Below are 24094 nucleotides of genomic sequence, written 5' to 3' on the forward strand. Positions count from 1 at the left end.
GCGACAATGGAAATTTAGCCCACTCGAGTAGGATCACAGCGATTTCTCGCACGCCGAGCGCAGGCGCTCAAGCACTTAGCGACGTCTGCATCGATGCTCGCAACGGCTGCGCCAGCTCCCCCGTCTGCAAAGGTGGCGGTGCTGACTTATGAGTCGACGCATTGCAGTGAGGATTTGCTCGGCATCGACGACGTCGCGCAGCGCGCACGAATTGGGATTGGCGGCAAGGGTGCTCATAGTGGAGACCATTCGGACGACATAAGAGGACCATTGTCGCCGCGTATCGAAGTGTATGCTGGCGGAGGCTCCGCAGCCGCCGGTGGCGACGATTCCGACACCAAAGGCACGAACGATATTGCATCTGCCGAAGCCGGCAGCACCAGTTGTTGAACGCGCCCGGCGTCGCCAGTCATGTACCTGCTGTGTCCGGCAGCCATGGCGGCGGGCGATATCGATTGCAATCGCACCCGGCTCAAGGCTTTCCGCGGCGATCTGACCCTTCAGGCGTGCGGACGTCCGCTGCCAGGCGCTGGTGAGGCGTTGCCGGCGCGCTGTATGTCTTGCGTACACGAGCACTGTCGCGCTGCTTGGCTAACAGTTTGAACGAGGGTTGGAAGAAGTTTACGAACAGCCGCGCTGATCGACAGAGTGCGGCCAGCAGCTCGGCCGCTTCCAGGCGAGTTCGTCGACATCACCGGATTCCATCGCAAACATGCGATGCGTCTACTTCGAGGCCAGGAAGACGTAAGCGCAGGCCGACGGGCGCGACGTCGGATCTATAATGAGGCGGAACACAACGCGCTCGTGCTGCTTTGGGAGGCGTCAGACCGGATCTGCGGGAAGCGGCTGAAGGCGTTAATGCCTGCGCTGATTGAAGCGATGGAACGGCACGGCCACCTCGACCTTGCTCCCGAGATCCGCGACAAACTTTTGGCAATGAGTGCTGCGACGATCGACCGCGCGTTGGCACGGGTCCGAGAAGGATTAGGTCGCAAGCGCCGACGGCACGCGACGCACTCGTTGCGTCGCAGTATTCCAATACGGACGTCGGCAGATTGGAACGATCCGGCGCCGGGGTTCGTCGAGGCTGACCTTGTAGCGCATAGCGGTCTATCGGCGCGCGGCAGCTTCATCCAGACCCTCGTGCTCACCGACATTGCTACCGGCTGGACGGAGTGCGCTCCTCTGATCGTGCGCGAACAAACACTGTTGAGCACGGTGTTGACGGAATTGCGCAAACAATTGCCTTTTGCGCTGGTCGGCCTCGATACGGACAATGATACGGTGTTCATGAATGAGACGCTGAAAGCCTACTGCGATGCGGCCAACATCGTCTTCACGCGTTGCCGGCCCTACCGGAAGAACGACCAGGCGTTCGTCGAGCAGAAGAACGGTGCCGTCGTGCGCAGGATGGTCGGCTATCGTCGGCTCGAGGGCCTGGAAGCGGCCAAGCTGCTGGCTGAACTCTATCGATCGGCGCGGCTGTTCGTGAACTTCTTCCAACCCTCATTCAAACTGATGGCCAAGCAGCGCGACGGTGCTCGTGTGCGTAAGACATACAGCGCACCGGCAACGCCACACCAGCGCTTGGCCGCCGACGCCCGCACGCCCGATGCGATTCGTCACCATCTCCAAGAAATCTATGCCGCTCTCGACCCGGTCGCGTTGTTGCGCGACATCCGCGGCGCGCAGGAACGCCTCGCGGCGCTCGCTGATACGCAGCCAATCGCCCATCCTGCTGCGGCATCGCAACCGATCGATCTCTTCCTGGCAAGCCTACGAACCGCCTGGAAAGACGGAGCTATGCGACCGACGGATCGGCCAATCGTGAAAGCGAAAAGAGGCCGGCGGCGTCCCGACCCGCTCATCCGGGCAACGCTAGATTTGCGAAAATGGTTTGAAGCCGAGCCTTGGCGGACTGGTAGCGAACTGCTCTCCCGGTTGCAGGCGGAATATCCTGGAGCCTATCCGAACAAGCTTCTTCGAACGCTTCAGCGTAGGCTTAAATCCTGGCGCAGCGAGCAAGCGAACGCGTTGTTGTTCGTTCCTACGGAGGAAACGCTGCTGGGGCATGAGGTCACAACAACCCAATGATGTGGCAGACGCCAGCGGAGGAGGCCGGGCGCTCCGAAACCCCGGCCATCTCCGCACCCGGCCTCCTCCTCAACCCAAGCCGGGAGCAAAATAAATGAGGCAACCGATCGCACCCGGGAGCATCAATACATGAGGCAATACGCGCTCTCATCCTGATTGTCGCGCTATAAGTGCGGCGCGGCGATCAAAGTGAGAGTGCAGCGTCAATCCAGATGAGAATGCCGCCACTGGACGGGAACGTCGGGAGGGCGTAGCCCGACCGGAGTTTCCGTCCAGCGGCGGCGGCCTTTTCGAGGCCTCAGGTGGTCGCGGTCGGCCGGTATGCCGGTGGTTTTTCCGATTCGGAGGAATCACTTTTGTGCCCGGCCGCCACATAACCGTCCATCAATTGAGATGGGATGGTTGCCGCCCTCCCCAGACGGCATCGTAATGTGCCAAGAACGCAGTGTTTGAACCCCGAAGCGAAGAGGACGGCAAATTGATGGATACGGTGATCGGAGTGGATCTAGCCAAGAATGTGTTTCAGCTCCACGGGGCGTCAATGGCGGGACACTTGAAATTTCGAAAGAAACTGTCGCGGCTTCAGTTTCGGAAGTTCATGGCGGGCCACCCATCGGCAGTGGTGGTGATGGAAGCCTGTGGCAGCGCCCACTATTGGGCACGGGAGATGGTCAAGCTCGGCCATGAAGTGAAACTGATCGCTCCGCAATATGTGAAGCCTTTTGTGAAACGCCAAAAGAACGACGCGGCTGATGCCGAAGCAATCGTGATCGCGGCACAGCGCCCCGAGATGCGCTTCGTCGAGCCGAAATCGGAAGAACAGCAGGCCAGGGCAGTGCTCTTTCGGGCTCGGAAGCGCCTTGTTCATCAGCGCACCGATCTGGTGAATGCGCTGCGTTCTGTTCTCTACGAATTCGGCCATATCATCCCGCAAGGAATCGAACAACTTAAACGCATTGACGCAATCCTCGAAGATCCGAACAGCGATCTACCAGAACTGGTCCGCGAGGAATGTCGGAGTCTCATTGATCAGATCGCCTACAAGACGGAGCGGATCGATGCCAAGGCAGAGCAGCTCAAGAAGTTGGCGACGCGGACGGTCACGGCGCAGCGGCTGCAGACAATGCCGGGGGTCGGCCCGCTGACCGCACTCGCGATCGAGGCTTTCGCGCCCGACATGGCGGCCTTTCGACGTGGCCGAGACTTCGCGGCTTGGCTCGGCTTGGTCCCACGGCAACATTCCTCAGGGGGAAAGGAAAGGCTCGGACGCGTTTCGAAGGAAGGACAGGCGGACATTCGCCAGTTGCTCATCGTTGGGGCGATGTCGCGGCTGAACTGGCTCGGGCGCAAGTCGATCCCTAGCGGATCCTGGCTGGCGCAGATGCTGGCGAGGAAGCCGCGCATGCTTGTGGCGATCGCCTTGGCGAACAAGATGGCTCGGACGATTTGGGCCATGCTCACCCGGAAGGAGGATTATCGGAACCCAGCGCAGGCAGTGACGGCATGACTGCATGCAGCACGAAATAGCCTGACGTTGGCGAAGGGGGTGTGAGAAGGCGACGACCCGAATGGGCGCAACGATCGAACAGATCTGGATCAGGAAACCAGCTAGAGCCAAAGAGCCGACGTGCTCGGAGATGAGAATTGGACCTGGTCCGCGGATCACCATACCGGCCAGCGGCTTCTGAAAATGCCGTAAAGGAAGGCCTGACAGAAGACCGCACTCGATCACACGCCAAAGGGTCAGAAACTTCTTGCATTGCGGGCGGCAACCACAGAAGGCTCTACATGAAGCTCAGGAAGACCCATCCGACGCCTGTCGCCGCGGCGAAGGCGTCGATCAGCGTGGCAACGGCCTACCGCATCGAGAAGGATCCAGTACTACCTTCGCAGAAGAAGGAGCCGCGCGCACGACGGCGTCCCGATCCAATCGCCGACATTTTCGACTCTGAAGTCGTGCCGCTGCTGCGGGCAGCGCCCGGCATCCGGCCCGTGGCCATTTTCGAGGAGATGATGCTGCGCCATTCCGAGTTGGGCGAGGGCGTGCGCCGGACGCTGGAGCGGCGCATCCGAGGCTGGCGTGCCATCCACGGTGAGGAGCAGGAGGTCATCTTCCGCCAGGCGCACGAACCCGGCAGGCTCGGTCTGTCGGACTTCACCGAGGTGGCCTCGTTCGGCATCACCATCGCCGGTCAGCCGCTCGACCACCGACTCTATCATTTCCGGCTCGCCTATTCCGGCTTCGAGCACGCCCATGTCGTGCTCGGCGGCGAGAGCTTCGTGGCGCTGGCGGAAGGCCTACAGAACGCACTCTGGTCCCTCGGTGGGGTGCCGCGCGAGCACCGCTCGGACAGCCTGTCCGCCGCCTTCCGCAACCTGGACAAGGACGCGCGCGAGGACCTGACCCGCCGCTATAACGAGCTGTGCAGCCATTACGGCATGACACCGTCACGCAACAATGCCGGCATCGCCCACGAGAACGGCTCGATCGAGGGGCCGCACGGCCATCTCAAGCGGGCGATCGAGGATGCACTGTTGCTGCGTGGCACCGTCGACTTCGATGATCTCGCCTCCTATCGCCGCTTCGTCGACGAGATCGTCGGCCGCCGCAATGCCCGCAACGCCAAGCGCATCGATGCCGAGCGCGCCCAGCTTCGGGAGCTACCTGAGCGGCGCACCACCGACTATGAGGAACTCAGCGTGCGCGTCACTTCCTCAGGCGGCTTCACGCTGCGCAAGGTCTTCTATACGGTGCCCTCGCGCCTGATCGGCCATCGCTTGCGCGTGCGCCTCTACGACGATCGGCTCGATGTCTTCATCGGCGGCACGCATCTCATGACGCTGCCGCGCGGGCGTGCTTCCCCGTCCGGCAAGCATGACCAGGTCGTCAACTACCGGCACGTCATCCATTCGCTCAGAAGGAAGCCGATGGCATTGCTCAATCTGGTCTATCGCGATCGGCTCTTCCCGCGCGAGGCCTACCGGCGGACTTTCGATCTCCTCGTCGAGCGTCTGCCCGAGCGCCAGGCCTGCCGCATCATGGTCGAGCTTCTTGGCCTCGCCCACGAGCGCGGCTGCGAGAGCGAACTGGCCGAGGAGCTGTCCATCTGCCTCGACAATCACCGGCTCCCCGACATGGCCGCGCTGCGTGCCCGCTTCGCGCCCGATCCCGCGCGCCTACCCAACGTAGTCGTCCGCCTGGCGCCGCTTCAGGCCTACGAAGCGCTCATCGGCGCCAGCCTGGGAGACGCAGCATGAAGAGCGCCTCGATTGACCCCGCCAAGCTCAGCCTGCTCCTTAACGAGCTGCGACTGCCCGCCAGCAAGGTGATCTGGCCACAGTTCGCCGAGCAGGCCGACAAGGAGGGCTGGCCCGCCGCGCGCTTCCTCACTGTGCTCGCCGAGCACGAACTGGCCGAGCGCGATCGCCGCCGCATCGAGCGGCACCTCACAGAGGGCCGCCTTCTGCCCGGAAAGACCCTCGAGAGCTTCGAGTTCGACGCCGTGCCGATGGTCTCCAAAGCTCAGGTCATGGCCATCGTCGCCGGCGACACCTGGTTGGAGAAAGGCGCAAACCTGCTCCTGTTCGGCCCGCCCGGCACCGGCAAGAGCCATCTCGCCTCGGCGATCGGTCTCGCCCTCATCGAGAACGGCTACAGGGTGCTGTTCACCCGCACCACAGATCTCGTCCAGAAGCTGCAGCAGGCCCGCCGCGACCTCGTCCTCGAGAGCGTGCTGGCCAAGCTCGACAAGTTCGACCTGCTCATCCTCGATGATCTCGCATACGTCACCAAGGACCAGGCCGAGACCAGTGTGCTCTTCGAGCTGATCAGCGCCCGTTACGAACGGCGCTCCATGCTGATCACAGCCAACCAACCCTTTGGCGAGTGGGGGAAGATCTTCCCGGACCCCGCTATGACGCTCGCCGCGGTCGACCGGCTCGTTCATCACGCCACCATCTTCGAGATGAATGTCGAAAGCTACCGACGCCGCGAGGCCGCTGAGCGCAAAAAGGGACCTGGACGCCCAGCGTCATACGCCACACCCGCCAATATCGCCCCTGATTGACGCGCCGCGACAATCAACCTGACAAAGCACTTGCGCGCGTCAATCAAACCCGCGGATCATCACATCCGCCGCGACACCAGATTCTCATCCAGATTGTCGCGCACCTCTCTCCCAGATCGCCGCGCTACAGTCGAGAGCTATCGCAGGCGCACCGCGCTCGACGGAAAACGCGGTCCGGGACGGCCGACCTCGCACGCGACACCCAAAGCCATCGCTGATTGGGGCTATCGCGGTATCATCTATTGCGAAGGCTATCAGGCCTACAAGACCATGACCCGGGAGACGCGTGCGGGCGCCCTGTCTGGGCCGCTCGCCTTCTGCTGATCGCATCTACGGCGCTAGTTTGTGAAGATCGCGCGTGAGGCTGCTCCGGCGCCAGCTCCAGTTTGCCGCGAGGCCCTTAAGCGCATCGCCCAGCTCAACGCGGTCGAGAAGGCACTTCGGGGCCACTCTGCTGCCGAGCGCTGCGCGGGTCGACAAGCTCATGCCAGACCTCTGGCAGCAGCCTTGAAGCAGTGGTTTGAGGCAACTCTTGATCATCTTGCGGGGAAGAGCGACACGGCGAAGGCTCTGCGCTATTCGCTGCGCCATTGGGACGGCCTGACGCTCTACCTTGATGACGGGCGCATCGAGATGGACACGAATGCGGTCGAGCGTGCGATGCGGCCAATCAAACTCGATGCCAAGAATGCCCTGTTCGCTGGGTGCGACGAGGGTGCCGATAATTGGGCATTGCTGGCCTCGCTCATTGAAACGTGTAGGCTCAATGTCGTCAGCGCCTAGCCCTGGCTCTCCGGCGTGCTCGCAAAACTCATCAATGGCTGGCCTGCGGCGCGACTGGACAAACTGCCTCCCTGGGCATCGACCTACAGGATGCATGCGCACGATCCGAGGCTGGCAGCATGAGCCTGAACACGACCGCCGTCCGGATCAGGATAACCCTCAAGGACGTGAATGACCTTGCCCCACAGGCTTAATCCAGATTGAAGTTCGCGCTGGCCCAAACAAGGACCAGAGCATGAAGCGTAGCCGCTTTTCGGCAGAGCAGATCATCGGGATTTTGAAGGAGCATGAGGCCGGGGTTTCGGTTGCCGATCTGTGCCGCAAGCGCGGCGTCAGCGACCCCAGCATCTACAAATGGAAGGCCACTGGAGTGTCGGAGGCCAAGCGGCTGAAGACGCTGGAGGACGAGAACACACGGCTGAAGCGGTTGGTGGCTGATGCCGTGCTGGACAATGCGGCGCCCAAGGATCTCGTGGGAAAGAATGTATGGTCCGCCCCGGTCCGTGCAAGGGTTCGTAACAGCAAAAATGACGCTTCCAATTGCATAAATGTATCCGGCCTCTCGCGAGTGGACTGCTGTTGCAGCCAGGCCATGACGAGATCCGCGCACGCCGTTCGCGATAAATGGTTCGGGCACGAAGCCCGCTTTTTGCCCGCGGGCAAGCGGAAAGCTGTCGCGTATCTCATGGTTGCCCACGGGATGAGCGTACGGCGGGCGTATAAAGCCATCGGCTGCTGCCGCATGACCATCAGATATCTGACAACCCGGGCGGACGCGTCCGGGGCTAGCAGATGGACTGTGATGGGATCTCAGACGGCTTGACGATCCACTCTGGGGTCTGCATCTTCGGTATCATGGACAAGAGCGATGCTGTGTAAGAGTGCTTCGGCGCTTTGAACAACTGTTCCGTCTCGCTGCTTTCGCAAATTTGCCCATTCTGTAGTACTGTAACTCTGTCGCAAATCTGACGCACGACAGGGAGATCGTGACTGATAAATAACATCGTCAGCGATAGATTCTCTTGAAGGTCTTTCAGAAGATTTAGGATCTGCGCCTGGATCGAGACATCGAGTGCCGAGGTAGGTTCATCGCAGATGAGGAACCGCGGGCGACTTGCCAAGGTTCGTGCGATTGAAATACGTTGTCGCTGACCGCCTGAGAAGGCGTGCGGATAACGGCGGGCGACGGTGGGCTCCAGACCAACGGCCTTCAGCAGCTCTAACATTATCGGTTCGGCCTCTCGCTTATCCTTTACTAGTCCAAAGTGAATCATTGGCTCCATGATAATCTCGCCCACGCGCATCTGTGGATTCAGAGACGAGTACGGGTCTTGAAACACCATTTGAGTTTGACGCCGAATATCTTGACGATCTTCAAGGCTGGCTGCATAAACATCTTTTCCGCCATAAATCAGTTGGCCGCTGCTCGGGCGGGCAAGCCCAGCAACGACTCTTGCGATCGTGCTTTTTCCAGAGCCGGATTCGCCAACAAGGCCCATGACTTCTCCGGGGCGGATACTCAGGTTCACATCGTGCAGGGCCTTAAAGGCTCGCCGAGCGGAACCACCGAACATGCCTGTCGCCCCATATACGCGCTCCACACCCCGGAGTTCTACAAGTGCCTCCGGCTGGCTTGAACTTTGCGGCATGTCTCTTTCCAGCAGCCACTGCATGGCCGCATCGATATTTCGAGCGGCGCCAGACACGGGAAAGCGATGCAGCTTAATGTCGCCGCGCGGCACAACCGAAATCAATGCTTGGCTGTACTCGTGGCATGGATTTCCAAGAACAGCCGCAGTGTCGTTTAGTTCGACGATTTCGCCTGCCCTCATCACCGCGACGCGATCAGTGACCTGGGAAATCACGCCCATGTTGTGGGTGATGAGCATCACACCCACTTGACGTTCACGAGCCAAGTTCTTGATTAGCTTCAAGATCTGTGCCTGAACGGTCACGTCGAGCGCAGTTGTTGGTTCGTCCGCGACAATGAGTTCGGGTTGTGAGCAGAGAGCAAGCGCGATAACTGCGCGCTGTCGCATGCCACCCGAGAATTCATGTGGCCAGTTCTTCACGCGCCGGGCTGGCTCTGGAATCCCTACCGCCTCCAACTGACGCACCGCCTCGATCCTTGCGTCGCTGCGTGATAAGGCGAGATGAGTTCGGATCGTGTCGACCAGTTGTCTCTCAATTGTGAAAAGTGGATTTAAGCTGGTCAGTGGATCTTGGAAAATAGTCGAGACGCGTTTGCCGCGTAACGCCCGCATCGCCTTAACGTCGCGCGCATCGATGATATCTCCGGAAAGCCGAACTTCGCCCGCACTAATATGGCCGGGAGCCTGTAGTAAGCCCGTGATGGCAGCTCCAACGGTCGATTTGCCCGCGCCCGATTCGCCGACGATGCCGAGTATTTCGCCTGGCGCGATGTCTAGGCTGACGTTGCATACGGCTTGCAAGGCGCCATGCCGGCTAGGAAAGTCGACGCTAAGTCCCCGAATGGAAAGAACGCAAGGCTGGGCAGTTGTTGTCATCAGATGCCCCTTGGGTTGATTACATCCCGGAACCAGTCGCCCAAGACGTTAATGGCCAGCGCGAGTGTAAGAAGGGTGGCGGCAGGAAACAGCAGGATCCACCACTGCCCAGCAAAAAGAAAGTCTTGCCCACTGCGGATCAATGTTCCAAGAGATGGTTGGGTGGGGGGCAGACCTGCGCCCAAGTAGGACAGCGTGGCTTCGGTAATAATTGAAAGCGCAAGTGAGATTGTCGCGATCACGAGGATCGGTCGACGCACGTTTGGCAATATGTGCCGTACCAGCACTGTGCCCGTCGGAAGGCCTATCATTAGGGCTGCCTGCACATACTCTCGCTGTTTCTCCCCCATCACGGCGCCGCGCACCGTGCGGGCATATGTGACCCATCCGGAAATTCCAATCGCCAATATTACCATGTAGACAGCAAGGGCTTCGCGCGCGCTCGGTGGCAGTAGCGACCGCGTTAAGCCGGAAATAAGGAGCGCAATAAAAATGGCGGGGATGGACAACTGGATGTCTGCGATACGCATGATCGCTGCGTCAATGTGTCCCCCGAAATAACCGGATATCAGGCCTAAGCTGACGCCGATCGACATTGAAACCAAAACAGAGGCAAGGCCCACTAGGAGTGAAACCCGTGTTCCATAAAGGGTCGCTGAAAGCACGTCACGTCCCTGATCGTCTGTGCCGAAAGCGTAGAAGCGGTTCGTGAACTCATTGATGCTCCAGGCCGGTGTATTTGACGAAAGCAGATCGAACGTGCTGGCGTCGAGAGTGTTCTGTGGTGCCCATAAAGGAGCTCCCAGGGCCGCGACAATGAGAGTTAGCAGTGCGAGCGTAGACAGAACTGCTCTGGGGGAACGGATGTAAGAGTGCCCGATATCAGAGTTAAACAATGCGGAAAGCTTGTGAATGGTCATCTGACTACTCCTCCCGTCCGCAGGCGAGGATCTAGAAGGTAGTAGACGCAATCCACGACCATGTTGATGGTAACGAAAATGATCGACACGATGAGAAGGTATGCGGCCATGATTGGGACGTCGGAAAATCTAATGGAATTAATAAAGAGCAGCCCAACGCCTGGCCATTGGAATACTGTCTCAGTAACGACGGCGAATGCGATGATGGATCCCAACTGCAAACCTGCAACCGTGACGACCGGAATCATCGTGTTCTTCAAAGCGTAAGAAAAATAGATGAGCCGGTCTGGCAGCCCTCGCGCGCGTGCGAACCGGATATGATCGGAATGCATGACCTCAAGCATTTCAGTGCGGACTAAACGCAAGATCAGCGTGAGTTGATAGGTGGCCAGTGAAATCGCGGGAAGGATGATAGCCTGCCAGCCGGTCTTAGTCAGTAACCCGGTGGTCCACCAGCCGATCTTCACCGTGTCGCCCCGTCCGAAGGACGGCAACCAGCCAAGTTTGACCGCGAACACGTAGATGAGGCCGATGCCGATTAAGAAGTTAGGCAGGGATACTGCGATCAGCGAGACCGTCAAGCTGAAGCCCGATAATATGGAGCGCGGCCGCAATGCTGTCACGACGCCAAGGGCGACTCCCGCTATCATTGCAAATATAAACGATAATATAGCTAGTTCCAGAGTCGCAGGCAGCCGCTCCAGGATCAAATCCAACACCGGCCTTCCAACGCGAGTGGAAATGCCGAAGTCCCCATGGAGTGCCGAACTGATAAAACGAAAGAACTGGATGTAAAAGGGGCGGTCGAACCCGAGTTCCGCCGCTAGCCGCGCGCGGTCCTGCGCGGTCGCCTCCGGTCCGACCATATTCTGGAGCGGATCGCCGATAAAATGAAAGGCGGCGAACGACAGAAACGCCGTCATCAGCATCACCGGCAACACGGACAGCAATCTGCGCAGAAAGAAACCTGTCACTTGTCCACCTTGATGGTTTTCACGGAGATCTGATTACCAACGTTTGGCGTAACGTGAATCTTCTTCTGCGTTGCACGCGCCAACACCTGCGCGTGAATCGGTAGATAGAAACACTCGTCCTGAACGGTCTTCCAAATTTCGGCGATTATGGTTTTACGTCTTTGAGGATCGGCTTCCGACCGGAGTAATTCAATTTTGGCATCAATCTCCGGGTTTTTGTAATTCGCTGCAGCCCAGGCGCCCCGAGAGTGGACGAGATTATCGAAGATTAATTGAGAATCGTATGAGCCCCACGTCATCAGGTAAAAGTCGGTCTTCCTATTGAGAACTAGAGGCCAGACGACTGCGCTGGGTTGGACATCGAGATGCACGGTGACACCGATCTTGGCGAGCATTGCCACCACGGCCTGACAGATGCGCTCGTCGTTCACCATGCCGTCATTTGGACAGTTTAGAGTGACCGAAAATCCGTTGGGGTAACCTGCCTCGGCCATAAGCTGCTTGGCTTGGTCAATATTGAGCTTTGGGAACTTACCCAATTCTTCCGTATAGCCGTCGGCGATCGGCGAAATGATTGTACCGAGCGGAACCGACTCCCCTCGCATGATTGCCGACTTGATCGCTAGACGATCAATGGACATGTTCATTGCGTGGCGCACCCGCTTGTCGGCGAAAGGATTTCCCTTTGCTTCCCCGCTGGCAAGTGTGTTCGCGCTTGTATTGACGCCTAAAAAAACCGTGCGAATCTCTGGGCCGCGAACCACCCGAAGGCTTTCATTCTGCTCCAACCGTGAAATGTCTTGGGGGGGGACGTCTTGGAGAAAATTAACTTCTCCGCTGATCAATGCGGATACACGCGTCGCGGCCGACTGGATAGGGGTATAGATGATCCGATCGATATCGATTGGGAACTGGCCGATACCCCAGTATTTATCGTAAGCTTCCAACTCCGAACGGCGATCCGATTCTCGGCTTACAAGGCGATAGGCGCCAGTGCCGTTCTCATGGCGAGCAGCATAGTTTTCTTTCCCGCCTTTAAAATCCTGCGGAACAACGGAGTCGTTCTTCTCGGCCCATGCTCTATTCATTATGAAGATGCTTGCCAAGTTTTCGGGCAGAAGAGGGCTGGGTCCCTTTGTCTTGACCTGCACGGTGTAGTCGTCCTTCGCGATGGCTTCCTCAACCGCGGCGGCAGCCAGATAGGTCCGCACATTCGAGGTTGGTGCCATAGCTCGCTGGATTGAAAATGCGGCGTCGTCGGCCTTAAATGGTGCGCCGTCGTGGAACGTAACGTTCCGGCGAAGCTTGAACTCCCAAACGTCGGGGTGATCAGGCAACATCCGCCATTCGGTCGCTAGTACTCCAATGAGCTTTCCGTCGTCGGAGCGCTCCACAAGGCCTTCGTACATCTGCCGATTGAACGCAAAGGTCACGTTCTCATTATAGGCGTGAGGGTCTAGAGTCTGAACGTCCAAGCTCCGAGCCCATTTCAGCGTTTCCGCGCCCCCGGGTGAGACGGTCATTAGTAGTGCCGCCACGCTTGCTATGGCGGCAAAACGCCGCTTGAGACGGGCTGGTCTGTGAATGAAACAGCGCGCAGTGGATTTCGGCATTTGGGACATTCCTCTCTTGATCGCAGGGTAAACTGCGCCGCTAGATGTGGGCTATCACATCGGACAGGCTTCGGCCGTTTTTTGCTGCAGTTTGCCGGCCGAGGGCTGCCGTGGGCTGCGAATTCAGGGCGTCCTCTGCAGCAATTACGCGTATTCCCAGCGATTGCGCAGGATTGCGACAGTCGGCTGAATATTCCCTGCTCCTGGTCTAGGTCTCGTTATAGGTCCTGTGACCGTTGGGTTAGGAACGTCCGATCCCACTGAACTGCGGGCCTTTTATCACATTATCTCATCATGTGCCGACAGCCGGTTTACGTCTGGCGTGAGTTTCCGGTTTGGGATCGAGCTTTGAGCAAGCGAGTGTCTGATGGCCGGCCCTTTGGGGATACCGTCCGCGGCCGGCTTCCGCTTCTGAACGGGAACGTCTTAGCAAGCTGTTTGGCGCACTAGTCACGTGAATCGTAGGCGCTGTTCAGCGGCCACCTACCGGATGAAGGGGCGATCTCCGACTCTGCGGTTCGGTTTCCCGGGTGGTTGCGTGTACTCCGCACGATCCCTCCCAAATATGCCTGCCGCGCCTGTGAGGGCCCGATCGTCCAGGCCTCGGCACCAGCGCGGCTCGTCGAGGGCGGCATGGCGACGACGGCGCTGATCGCGCATATCGCCGCGGCCAAATATGCCTGGCAATCGACGCTCTACCGCCAGACGCAGATCCTGGCGGGCCAAGGTGTTGTCGTCGATCGTCAGACGCTGGCGCGCTGGATGGGCAGCGCGGCGTGGCTGGTCAGGGGCCTCTACGACCTGCAACTGAAGACCATGCACGGCTTTGAGCGGTTGTTCTGCGATGAGACGCCGATGCCGGTGCTCGACCCGGTACGCGGCCGCACGAGGATCTGCCAGTTCTGGGCGCATGCGACGGACGATCGGGCGTGGAAGGGTCCGGCGCCGCCGGCGGTCGCCTACGTGTTCGCAGACGGTCGCGGCAAGAAGGAGATCGTGGCGCAGTTGGCCGGCTTCGAAGGCGTGCTGCAAGTCGACGGCTATGCCGCCTACGCCTCGCTGGTGGGCGATGCGAAGGTGCCGGGCAGATCCAGCTGGCGTATTGTCTCGTTCACGCGCGCCGCAACTTCGTGAGGGTGCACAAGACGACGAACTCACCCTTCGCCGCGGAGGTCATCGAGCGCATCGCAGCCGTCTACGCGATCGAGGAGAGGATCCGCGGTCTCGGCGCCGGGGAACGCCGCGCGGCGCGACAGGCCGAGACGAAGCCGCTCATGGAGGCGTTGAAGGCTCGACTGATCGCGGTGAAGGACGGGATCTCCCGCCGCTCGACGCTCATCAAGGCGATCGATTATATGCTCGAACGCTGGCAGGGCCTGACGGCATTCCTGGACGACGGGCGGCTCGAGGCGGACACCAACACGGTCGAACGATCAATCAGGCCGATTGCGATCGGAAAAAAGAACTCGTTGTTCAGTGGTGACGAAGGCGGAGGCGAGACTTGGTCGATACTTTCTTCGCTTCTTAACACGGCCAAATTGAATGGCCTCGACCCCGAGGCCTATCTCGTCGACGTTCTCGAGCGCATGGTGAGCGGCGCCGCGAAGGCCAACCAGCTGCACGAACTTCTGGCCTGGAACTGGAAGGCCGCACGCGAAGCCGAAAAGCGAGCCGTGGCATGACGAAGCCGAAGCAACGGCGGGGAACGCGAAAAGCACGCAAGACGACGATGGCGAACTATGCCATGTCATTCGAGCGGCTCGGGCAATGGATGAGCGAGCGCGCCAGGTCGCCGACGCTTCGGCATCCGCGGGCGACGTCGCTCTCCATGCTCGACGGCGCAGTGGCCGCTGTCGTCGCCGGGCCGGTCTCGATGGCCTCCGAGGAATGGGTGTGCCCGCTCCTTGGCGTAGATCCCGACGCCTTCAATCACGACACCGAGGAGTTCTCGGCGATCGCTGCCACGCTGATGCGCCACAACGCGATCAGCGAGACGCTGTCGACGAGACCGGAGAGCTTCGAGCCGCTGTTCCTGCGATCGCCGGACGGCGACGTCGACCCGCAGCCCTGGTGCATGGGCTTCCACGCCGTCATGAAGCTTCGGCTTCTCGTCTGGTCGCGGCTTCTCTCCCCGAACGGAACCGAACACCTTATGCTGCGGCCGATCCTGGTCCATTGCATCGATGACGCCGGTCGACCCTTGCTACCCCCGGCCCGCCATACGCTGGCAACGCTGCCCGTCGCTCAAAACGCCTGGCGCGACATTCCAATAGCCGTTGAGGCCCTGCGGCAGTTCTGGATGCCTATGCGCTTCCAGCGGCGCGCGTAGGCCGTCCACGCCAGGTCCGTGGTCTGCTCGTACCGCTTACGGTTGTTCAGTGATACCGTGGACGGAGCCGAGGCCAGCGCCGTCGTCTATAGCCTGATGCTGACCTGCCGCGCCTCACGTGTCGTGCCGTTAGCGTGGTTGCGCCACGTCCTCACCGAATCGCCTCAGCGCGCCGGCGACGCCGATATTGCAGACCTGCTGCCCTTCAACTTCCACAAAGCCGCCACCGCCTGAACGGCCCCGCATCGCCCGATTCAAGGCAGTCCATCAAAACCGCCGGCGTGCGGAGAAAATCGCGCTTACAGATGATCCGCTATCGCTCCAGCCGCCCGCCGGACGCAATTCTGCGTGGCCGATTGCGCGATTTCGCCAACGAGCGGCGGCGCTTCAGCTACCGCTGACCTGAGGCCGGCAAACTGGACCAATTTTGGCTAGAGTCTTGCGCTGCCGAATCCCCTCGGCTGGGAGGAGCGGACGACGATGAAGGCCTCGAAGTTTTCGGACGCCCAGAAGGCGTTTATCCTGAAGCAGGGCAACGACGGGGTCCCGGTTGCGGAGATCTGCCGCAAATCCGGGATCAGCCAGGCGACCTATTTCAACTGGAAGAAAAAGTACGACGGACTGCTGCCGACCGAGATGCGCCGGTTGAAGCAGCTCGAGGACGAGAACGCCAAGCTGAAGAAGCTGGTGGCGGACCTATCGCTCGACAAGGAGATGCTGCAGGACGTGATCCGCCGAAAGCTGTGAAGCCTGGTCGGAAGCGCAAGCTCGTCGATGAGGTTTGCGGGGAGTGGCAGGTCTCGATCCGCAAGGCTTGTAAGGCCCTCGAGTTCGATCGATCGACCTATCACTACAAATCTCGTCGCTCCGGCCAGGCGGCCCTCGAAGCTCGGATCAAGGAGATCTGCCATGTTCGCATCCGCTACGGCTATCGCCGCGTCCATGTGCTGTTGCGCCGCGAGGGATGGCGTCACGGCCAGAACAAGACCCGTCGCATCTATCGCGAATTGGGCCTGCAATTGCGCAACAAATCGCCCAAGCGCCGGGTCAAGGCCAAGTTGCGCGACGACCGACGGCCCGCGACGCGGGTCAACGAGATCTGGGCGATGGACTTCGTTCATGACCAGCTGGCCACCGGCGGCAATCTCCGGGTGCTCACGATCGTCGATATCTTCTCCCGCTTCTCGCCCGCACTGGAGCCGCGGCTCACCTTCCGCGGCACCGATGTCGTGGAGGTACTGGAAAGGGTTTGCAATGAAGTGGGACTCCCGGCGACGATCCGGGTCGATCAAGGCAGCGAGTTCGTGTCGCGCGATCTTGACCTCTGGGCCTACCAGCGCGGCGTCACGCTGGACTTCTCACGACCCGGCAAGCCGACCGACAACGCCTTCATCGAAGCCTTCAACGGCCGCTTCCGGGCCGAATGCCTCAACACCCATTGGTTCCTGTCCCTTGCGGATGCCCGGCAAAAGGTGGAGACTTGGCGAAGATACTATAACGAAGAACGGCCCCACGGGGCGATCGGCAATCGGCCGCCGATTTTGCTGCAAAATCACGTCGGCGACACCAGCCCGCCAACGTGATCAGAGGCGCAAAACTCTAGTTCCGGGTGGTCCAAAGTTCGGTCTCGCTGCACAAAACTCCGAGACTCTAACTGCCGCTGGATGAACATTCAGTGGCAGGTCACTCCGCTTACACATTCACGGTCGCACCTGATGGCGGAGAGCATTTGGATGAGAGGCTGTCGCGAGCTCGTCAAACCGGGGCTCCGCGGCCCGAAATCAAGTCTACGTATTGTTGCATTTGTTCTAAGTGACCGAAGTCGGCATTTTTCGCATCCAGGTGGTCTCTAAGTTGTTCAATGCGCATCACTTTGTTATCGCCCCTGTAGAAGATATTTCTAAACAAAGGAGTAGCGGTGACACTTTCGATGTAAGTACGGCTTCCTGCACTTGTATCACCTTTTGCGAACTGAAAGTTCAGCATCAAGCTCAAAATTAAATGTGGAGCCGTATACCAGTCCCAAGTTAGGCTACCCAAGGAGTAAGCGATGACCGCAACTCGGTTGGGATCACGTGTAGTGCGGTAGTACTCGATCGGCTGAACTACGTGAGGATGATGGCCCAAAATTATGTCGGCGCCTTCCTCCACAAGCGCATGAGCGAGCTCAATTTGCTTTCGTCTTGGAAAAAACTCGAATTCGAAGCCCCAATGGATTGAGGCGATGATGACATCGGCATTCTGATGTTTACAGCTCCTTATTTGCGATTTGAGTAGCTCAAGATCGGCCACGACACGTTTGGACATGAGCGGTGACGCGTGCACACAATAATGTTCACCGTCGGGTAGGGGTCGCCCATTGAGACCGAATGTGACCGACACGAACCCGAACCTGATGCCCCTCTTCGTGAAAACCGTGCCCCGGCCGTACTCCTCGGCGCATCGAGGGGCGCCGATTTCAATGATCCCATTCGCTCTGCAGAGCTCTTGAGTGGTTCGAAGACCCTGAACGCCCAAGTCCAATGAGTGATTGTTCGCGAGGTTAAGAATCGTGAAACGTCTACCCTGGTGTTCTGTTAATGCGGAATATTGGGCCGATGAGCAACACATCATCGAAGAGCGGCCGTCGCCTATAGCCTCGCTCACGACATGATCGTCTGCCACCACAGATTCATAATTCGCGAAAGAGATATCGGCATTGAAGACAGCGGCTTCGATGCTCTCGAACAAAAGATCCTTAGAGTGTTCTAGCCCGCGCGCCTGGATCAGATCCCCCAGTGCACTCAGAGTCGCAGTCTGCTGCTTTCGAAATGCAGTCGGTAATTCCACAATAGACTTGTCGTTCAAGAACAACGCATCAGAAACATCCCGTGATGTTCTCGTAATTGGGCGCGCGCTTTTATAGAACCAGTACGCGCGGTCAATTCCATCCATTTCTGCCGAATCTGTTGCAGCGCTTTCGAGCGGAAAATCCCACCAGCCAAATCGCTTGGCGTTTTCCGCCAGGTCCAACGTTTCCGGAGTTGTGCGCCAGACATCAACAGGCGTGTTGGGAAGTTTACGCGGCACGGCTTGCATCTCCTCGTCGCATGGCTTTTGATCTACGGTTTATAGTCTGCGCAGCACGCAAACCAGGCTCTTTCGCATCCGAAGTCTCCGCAATGCACAAGCGCCACAGGTGTTAACGTTGACGCGCGTGTCATACGCTTCAACGCAGCTCTTCGAGATTCCCTCTCAGGGGTAAGACGTTAGGATCTCGTTTTGCATCTCTTGCTCAGCGGAAAAGAGACAGAAAACAAACCGCTCGGCTTACTGAGGGAATCTCAAGAAGGGAAATCTCAGCTGTTTCGGGCGAATAACTTGCCTGAGAGTTCCGATACAATCTCCTCCGTCGTCACTTTCCGGACAGCGCCATATTGCATACGAAGAGAGTAATTGTGTCTCTCTTCAGTATAGGCGGCGCAGCAGTCGGTGACGCAAATCATATGGAAGCTGCGATCTACACCGTCGCGCAGCGCCATATCGATGCATTGATCCGTTAAAACGCCAACAACAATTACCTCCTCAATGCCCATGTTACGAAGAACCCGCTCCAGGATGGTCGAACTGAATACCCCAGAAGCTGTCTTTGGTAAGACGATGTCGTCTTCGCCAGGCGCTATCTCGGGAATTACCTGAGCTCCCCATGACCCCTTTGGGATGACTAGCTTACGGTGGCAAAGCGAACGATCGCGCCCATCCTTGGTGAGGCTTTCGATTACCGTGTACATCACTTCCACGCCGCACGACCTCGCGGCTTGCAGTAGCCGCTGGACGTTCGGCACGATCTGATGTTTCACGCGGTCCACGTACTCCGGATATTTGCGCTGTTCTTCCTCAGAAATCTCGTGGTTCTGCAGGTCGACAACTAGCAATGCTGTTTTTTGAGGGTCAATGGGGCCGTCATAATTCTTCATGTATCGCTCCTGGGTTTGATCTACCCTTCCGATCAATCTAGCAAGGATCGTTCCATCGGGCCTGGGCCTATCATGTGACGGCGACTCGCGCTTCTTGAGACCGACCTTCGGTCGGCCTATGAGCCAAGTTTCGTTGGAAAGCCTTGATCAAGAGCGGGCTGCCTGTTGCTCGTTCACAAGAGTGTTTTCTTATCGCGGGTTCATCCATAACTGGCCCTGTTCGCTCGCGACCAGAAGCGCCAGCTCTTCCGCATTAGTCCGGCCCACGACCTCAGAATTGCTGCGCTTTTGCAGGCAAGAATTCGGCGGACCGGAAATGAGCGCTCAGCCGCGGTGATTGCCGCCTTTGTGTCGCCGGCGCTACGGCGAGCAACATCGGCGGTTGGCCCGTCTCTGTGCGTGCCCGCTTCCTACGGGCCAACAAGAAGAGCCGCCCGGCACGAAAATCGCGGCGATGGAAATGGTAGAGATGCTCGTGTACTGGAGTAGCGCCAATCGCTTGCGGGCTGTTGTGACTGTTCGATTGGAGCGTCATTTGTCGGTCCCCGCGAGGTCGTCTCCGATATATTCCATGCGCTTAGGATACTAGTATCGTACAGAGATTTGCGTCGCATTTTCTTGCCGACTTGAAGAATTCCTGCAGCCCTTGTGGGATTTGCGAGGGATGGCGCCTGGAAGGTGAAGCAGATGATGTAATACGATCCGATCGATGTGTCATCGGCAAGCGAGAAAATCATCAATTCGTCGGTTGAGTTGATCAGTAGGTTTTATGTGACCGGTGATAGTTCGTGCTCCACATTGCTGCTCGCGCCATATCGCGCCACGCGGGTTAGAAGACGAGAAGAGTTGCCGAGTAGGTGGAGGCAATTGGGCGGGGTTATCCCGCCGCCTTATCAGGTGTATTCGCAAAACGAGCGGCTTCCGCCACGAGATCTGCGAAAACGCGTCCGCCAGTCGTGAGATGATCGTGCATAGCCTGAGCAGCCGCCATGGCATCTCCTCGGGTGATCGCTGCCACAATTGAGCAATGATCTTGATAGGACTGTTGAATGCGACCTGGTTTTTGGAATGGGTACCGACGATAGAGACGCAGGCGAGCGCGGGTCTCTTTTATCGACTGTTCCAAATATGAGTTTTGCGCACCCTCGTAGATAGTTTCATGGAGCTCTTTATTAATTGCATCGTACAGCTGCGCATTGTGAAGCGCGCTTTCGCTGCGAGAGTGTATGTCGCGGAGGCGCGCCTGTAGGTCCGTCGGCATTCGCGCCGCGGCCAGCCTTGCAGACATTCCCTCAAGCTCCGTCATAACTTCGAACATAGCGACAATTTGCTCCGCACTCAGAACCGAGACGGTCGCACCCCTCCGCTGCTTCAGATCTACCAAGCCACGCGATGCCAGCTGTATCAGGGCTTCCCGGACAGGGGTCTTCGAAACGTTAAACCTGTCGGAGAGTTGCTTTTCATCAAGCTTGGATCCTGGCTGCAAAGCACCGGAATCAATTTCGGTCTTGATCCAGTTGGCGATTTCGCTAGTTCGGTTGAATTTGAGCACGGTCCTGCCCGCGGGTATGGGAGTTCATACCACGATCCGCGAGTAGATAGCGAAAAGTTTCGCAATTGTATCGCGACGAGAGGCGGACCGGTTCGTCAACCGGTAGCTCAAAGGCTCGAACCTTTAGCCCAACAATACTCGAAGGAGCACGCGATTTGCCGGCCCGGCGCTCAACCTAGGCGCTACTTCCCCTACCTATGGTGAGACGATCGACGAACATACGGGCCCGAGATCAGATGCTGCCGAATTTACCTCGCCAAGGGCCCATGCCGGTCGAACTCAGAATGAGCCAGCAGAGATTAGACCGATCGCGCCGGAATAGTCTCGCTGATCCAACGCCCTAAACCTACAAGGTGCTGATCGGTATGCTGCTGGCCAATAACCTGAATTCCGAGAGGCATTCCCCTCACCGCAAGAAGCGGAAGCGTGATAGTTGGCGCCCCTAAGACGGAGGTAACAGCATTGTAACTCGGCAGGCCTGTTGTATGTGAGATGCCCGAGTCAAGTCCTTGATTGTCTAATTTTGGAGCTGGTCCAACGGAGGACGGAGCAACGATAGCGTCGGCGATATGAGCAATTGCGGCGTGGGCTGCTCTTGCCTTATCGCGCTGGGCGAGTAGTTGACGATAGTCATCTATGCTCATCTTTCTCGCGAGTTCCAGACGAGAGGTCAAGCTGTCACTCAGCCCTCCGCCAAACCTTTCTACAAGGTTCTCCAGTGACCAGCGCATCTCGTAGGCACAAACGTCACGAGTAATTTCAAGACTTTCGTCGATGGCACGTTCGAACGAGTCGACCAGCGAGTGGTTGGTTCTGTCGATGGTGTGGACGCCGGCGTGGCGAAGCTGAGTGAGGAACCGTTCAAATGCGTCTCTGGAATCGTCGTCCAATTCTGCCGCACCTTGGGCCTCCATCACAATCACTCGTAGTGGCCGGGTTGCCGGATGAAGAGTTGTCTCACCGTAAAGGCCGGGATAGCCGGGATCGCCGCCTGATCTCTTTGCGACTTCAATCGACACATGCCACATGTCACGAAGGTCGCCAGCATGGATCCCCACGTGGCTTTGGCTAAGTGCCAGACGCTCCCCACGATGGATGGCGCCCATTGTCGGCTTGATCGCATAGTTCGCGCAAAAGCTCGCTGGTCGAATCACCGAGCCAGCCACTTGCGTTCCGATTGCCGCAGGTATCATCCGCGCGCCGACGGCCGCTGCCGATCCGCTCGACGATCCGCCGGGGGTATGGCGATGGCTGAACGGGTTGGTAGTCGGTCCAGGGTAGGACATGCCGAGTTCCGTCGTCACTGTCTTACCGAGCACGATGGCGCCCGCGGCTCTCAATGCCTGGACGCAAGCCGTATCTTGATGAGTGTGATTGTCTCTGAACAAGGGAGATCCCATACGCGTGGGCATATCCTTTGTCATAAAGAGGTCTTTGATCCCGACCGGCATGCCATCGATGGTCGAAAGCTCTCGTCCCGCGAGGTAACGCGCTGTGGATCGATCAGCCACGGACCTCGCCTCTCGCACGTTCATTTCGACCCAAGCTCGCACGGTGGGCTCGCGAGCGTCGATCGTTTCGAGACAGCGCTCAAGGTATTTGCGCGGGCTATCTCGTCCTTCTCTGAAGGCGGGTACCGCATCATGAAATGTCAGCGCTTGAAATTCAGCGGGATGGTATGCGCACAAGTGTGCAATCTCCAGTTAGCCTAGGGAGGCCGATTATCTATTGGCGTTATCCGAGCCAAGCGTGGGAAAGTCCGCTAGTGTCGTCCGGAGCTCCTTCTTCAAGACTTTTCCCATAGCATTCCGTGGAAAATCATCGACTACGATGACCTTCTTGGGGGTTTTGTAACTTGCCATGTTTCGCTTGACCTGCTGAATCACCTCGCTTTCGCTCGGTGGGTCGCTCTTATCGCTAGCAATTACGAAGGCAACGACGCACTCTCCGAAATCCGCGTGAGTTGCTCCGACAACGGCTGACTCCTTAACGGAAGTCAGTTCATCGATTACAGCCTCAACTTCTGCGGGATAGACGTTGTATCCGCCGCTGATGATGAGATCCTTGGCGCGGCCTGTAATCGAGACGTATCCCTTCTCGTCGACGAGACCCATGTCGCCGGTACGGAAGAACCCGTCTGCTGTGAGCTCGGCTTTGGTTTGCTCAGCATTGTTCCAGTAACCGGAGAAAAGCCCCGGTCCTCGCGCTTGAATGATACCTACTTGTCCGACAGGCAGAGCTTCATCTCGCTCGCCTGCAATACGCAAATCAACACCGGGAATCGGTAGCCCTACCGAACCTGGTCGACGATCACCTTCCAGGGGGTTCGAGCAGAGAATCATTGCCTCGGTCAAACCATAACGCTCCAGGATACGGTGCCCTGTCCGAGTTTCAAAATCGCGATGCATCGGAGCCGATAGTGGTGCCGAACCGGATATGAACAGTCGCATGTTTCGGCAAAGAGAGCTGGCCAGCGAAGGGCAGGTCAATAGACGATGATAGTAAGTTGGCACTCCCATAAAAACGGTTGAGCGAGGAATTGCGTCGAGCACTGGACTTACATCGAATTTATTTTGCAGGAGAATTCGCGCTCCGCCTGCCAGCGCGACGTTGAATGAGATGAATAGACCATGGCTGTGGAAGATCGGCAGCGCATGTAGCAGAACATCCGAAGACGAGAAGCCCCACAATCGACTCAGCGTTTGAGCGGTGTACGAGAGCGCAGCATGGCTGATCAGAGCACCCTTGGGCCGGCCGGTTGTGCCTGAGGTGTAGAGGAGAGCTGCGGGAGCCGCACCATTGAGTTCGACGGTGCTAAACGAGGTCTCTCCTGCTTTGACAAGTGATGCGAATGTTCCTTCACCCCGGATGCCAAACGTTAAGACCTTGGTTGACCGAGGCACCGTCATGTCGGGAAGAGCTTCCGTATTTGGTCCTCTGAGAAGGAAGGAAGGCTGCGCGTCCTTTAGAAGGTAGGCCAACTCAGCTGAGCGATAAGCTGTGTTGATGGGCAAATAGCAGAGCCCAGCACGGAGGCAGGCAAGATAGAGCGCGAAAGCATGTGCGGACTTCTCGACCTGGACGGCCACGCGATCACCGACCGCACATCCGAGCCGCCGGAAGACGCTGGCATAGCTACCACAGAGCTTGTGCAGCCACTGAGCGGATAGCGTTTCGCCGCTCTCAAGCTCTAGGAGCACGTCTGTCGGGTTTGCCTCGGCCCTCCCCTCAACCAGGACATAGAAATTGCGGTTGGACATGACTTACGCCTCTCCTCG

At 58.3% G+C, this 24094-nt stretch carries 18 protein-coding genes and 5 pseudogenes; 12 read left to right on the plus strand and 11 right to left on the minus strand.

All coding sequences use genetic code 11. From position 1 onward, the window contains the following. Window positions 1-75: 75 nt before the first annotated feature. Together XH89_RS42310 and XH89_RS39990 are read right to left on the minus strand one after the other, a co-directional pair. Window positions 76-576, minus strand: coding sequence for a transposase (locus XH89_RS42310; protein ID WP_128929851.1), 501 nt, complete (start codon window positions 574-576; stop codon window positions 76-78). Then, a pseudogene (locus XH89_RS39990) lies at window positions 500-676 on the minus strand (ISNCY family transposase); the annotation flags it as partial. The pseudogene XH89_RS39990 and the gene XH89_RS42310, both read right to left, overlap by 77 nt. Here XH89_RS39990 and XH89_RS39995 point away from each other — a divergent pair. The 7 genes and pseudogenes from XH89_RS39995 to XH89_RS40025 all read left to right on the plus strand — a co-directional run. Further along, on the plus strand, window positions 637-2094 hold the full coding sequence (locus XH89_RS39995; protein ID WP_371746383.1) for an ISNCY family transposase: 1458 nt from the start codon (window positions 637-639) through the stop codon (window positions 2092-2094). The pseudogene XH89_RS39990 and the gene XH89_RS39995 overlap by 40 nt on opposite strands. Before the next feature lie 481 nt (window positions 2095-2575). After that, window positions 2576-3601, plus strand: coding sequence for an IS110 family transposase (locus tag XH89_RS40000; protein WP_164934317.1), 1026 nt, complete (start codon window positions 2576-2578; stop codon window positions 3599-3601). Window positions 3602-3882: 281 nt separating this feature from the next. Continuing rightward, on the plus strand, window positions 3883-5352 hold the full coding sequence (istA, locus tag XH89_RS40005) for an IS21 family transposase (RefSeq protein ID WP_128929850.1): 1470 nt from the start codon (window positions 3883-3885) through the stop codon (window positions 5350-5352). Further along, on the plus strand, window positions 5349-6161 hold the full coding sequence (gene istB / locus XH89_RS40010; protein ID WP_128929849.1) for an IS21-like element helper ATPase IstB: 813 nt from the start codon (window positions 5349-5351) through the stop codon (window positions 6159-6161). Before istA ends, istB begins: the two co-directional genes overlap by 4 nt. Window positions 6162-6383: 222 nt before the next feature. Continuing rightward, window positions 6384-7067 (plus strand): annotated as a pseudogene (locus XH89_RS40015) (transposase); the annotation flags it as partial. A 112-nt stretch (window positions 7068-7179) separates the two neighbouring features. Next, a pseudogene (locus XH89_RS40020) lies at window positions 7180-7431 on the plus strand (transposase); the annotation flags it as partial. Between the two features lie 159 nt (window positions 7432-7590). Further along, a pseudogene (locus XH89_RS40025) lies at window positions 7591-7719 on the plus strand (IS3 family transposase); the annotation flags it as partial. 10 nt (window positions 7720-7729) lie between these two features. On the opposite strand, the gene XH89_RS40030 reads toward XH89_RS40025, so the two are convergent. Genes XH89_RS40030 through XH89_RS40045 form a run of 4 tightly spaced genes read right to left on the minus strand, consistent with a single transcriptional unit; the run spans window position 7730 to window position 12979 of the window. After that, the gene (locus XH89_RS40030) at window positions 7730-9472 is read right to left on the minus strand and encodes an ABC transporter ATP-binding protein (RefSeq protein ID WP_128929848.1); all 1743 of its coding nucleotides are present in this window, start codon (window positions 9470-9472) and stop codon (window positions 7730-7732) included. Next, entirely contained in the window at window positions 9472-10392 is a 921-nt protein-coding gene (locus XH89_RS40035) for an ABC transporter permease (protein ID WP_128929847.1), read from the minus strand. The genes XH89_RS40030 and XH89_RS40035 overlap by 1 nt, the downstream gene beginning before the upstream one ends. Beyond that, window positions 10389-11366 carry an ABC transporter permease gene (locus XH89_RS40040; protein ID WP_128955116.1) on the minus strand — a complete coding sequence of 326 codons (978 nt, stop codon included), beginning with the start codon at window positions 11364-11366 and terminating at the stop codon, window positions 10389-10391. The genes XH89_RS40035 and XH89_RS40040 overlap by 4 nt, the downstream gene beginning before the upstream one ends. Beyond that, window positions 11363-12979: an ABC transporter substrate-binding protein gene (locus XH89_RS40045; RefSeq protein WP_164934301.1), complete on the minus strand. Its 1617-nt coding sequence runs from the start codon at window positions 12977-12979 to the stop codon at window positions 11363-11365. The genes XH89_RS40040 and XH89_RS40045 overlap by 4 nt, the downstream gene beginning before the upstream one ends. Window positions 12980-13612: 633 nt before the next feature. Here XH89_RS40045 and XH89_RS41950 point away from each other — a divergent pair. The 5 genes and pseudogenes from XH89_RS41950 (at window position 13613) to XH89_RS40070 (ending at window position 16891) form a co-directional block, all read left to right on the plus strand. Beyond that, complete coding sequence (locus XH89_RS41950; protein ID WP_128955115.1) at window positions 13613-14113, plus strand: transposase; 501 nt, start codon at window positions 13613-13615, stop codon at window positions 14111-14113. A gap of 2 nt (window positions 14114-14115) precedes the next feature. Further along, window positions 14116-14661, plus strand: a complete 546-nt coding sequence (locus XH89_RS41955; protein ID WP_128955114.1) for a transposase — start codon at window positions 14116-14118, stop codon at window positions 14659-14661. An 89-nt stretch (window positions 14662-14750) separates the two neighbouring features. After that, window positions 14751-15308 (plus strand): UPF0149 family protein, encoded by a 558-nt coding sequence (locus XH89_RS40060; RefSeq protein WP_246767935.1) that lies wholly within the window; start codon window positions 14751-14753, stop codon window positions 15306-15308. 42 nt (window positions 15309-15350) lie between these two features. Further along, window positions 15351-15542, plus strand: a pseudogene (locus tag XH89_RS40065) (transposase domain-containing protein); the annotation flags it as partial. A gap of 246 nt (window positions 15543-15788) precedes the next feature. Continuing rightward, window positions 15789-16891 (plus strand): IS3 family transposase gene (locus XH89_RS40070; RefSeq protein WP_128929842.1). Its coding sequence is split into 2 segments (ribosomal slippage): window positions 15789-16050 and window positions 16050-16891, totalling 1104 coding nucleotides; the frame shifts between segments, so codons are not numbered across the junction. Between the two features lie 172 nt (window positions 16892-17063). Here XH89_RS40070 and XH89_RS40075 read toward each other — a convergent pair. The 5 genes from XH89_RS40075 to XH89_RS40095 all read right to left on the minus strand — a co-directional run bounded on the left by XH89_RS40075 (window position 17064) and on the right by XH89_RS40095 (window position 24076). After that, window positions 17064-18377: a CapA family protein gene (locus XH89_RS40075; RefSeq protein ID WP_164934300.1), complete on the minus strand. Its 1314-nt coding sequence runs from the start codon at window positions 18375-18377 to the stop codon at window positions 17064-17066. A 269-nt stretch (window positions 18378-18646) separates the two neighbouring features. Beyond that, window positions 18647-19264 (minus strand): isochorismatase family cysteine hydrolase, encoded by a 618-nt coding sequence (locus tag XH89_RS40080; RefSeq protein ID WP_128929840.1) that lies wholly within the window; start codon window positions 19262-19264, stop codon window positions 18647-18649. 877 nt (window positions 19265-20141) lie between these two features. Further along, window positions 20142-20816: a GntR family transcriptional regulator gene (locus tag XH89_RS40085; protein ID WP_128929839.1), complete on the minus strand. Its 675-nt coding sequence runs from the start codon at window positions 20814-20816 to the stop codon at window positions 20142-20144. A 299-nt stretch (window positions 20817-21115) separates the two neighbouring features. Then, entirely contained in the window at window positions 21116-22504 is a 1389-nt protein-coding gene (locus XH89_RS40090) for an amidase (protein WP_128955113.1), read from the minus strand. Window positions 22505-22537: 33 nt separating this feature from the next. Continuing rightward, entirely contained in the window at window positions 22538-24076 is a 1539-nt protein-coding gene (locus XH89_RS40095) for an AMP-binding protein (protein ID WP_128955112.1), read from the minus strand. Window positions 24077-24094: the final 18 nt, after the last annotated feature.

Source organism: Bradyrhizobium sp. CCBAU 53340 (assembly GCF_015291645.1).
Classification (GTDB): Bacteria; Pseudomonadota; Alphaproteobacteria; order Rhizobiales; family Xanthobacteraceae; genus Bradyrhizobium.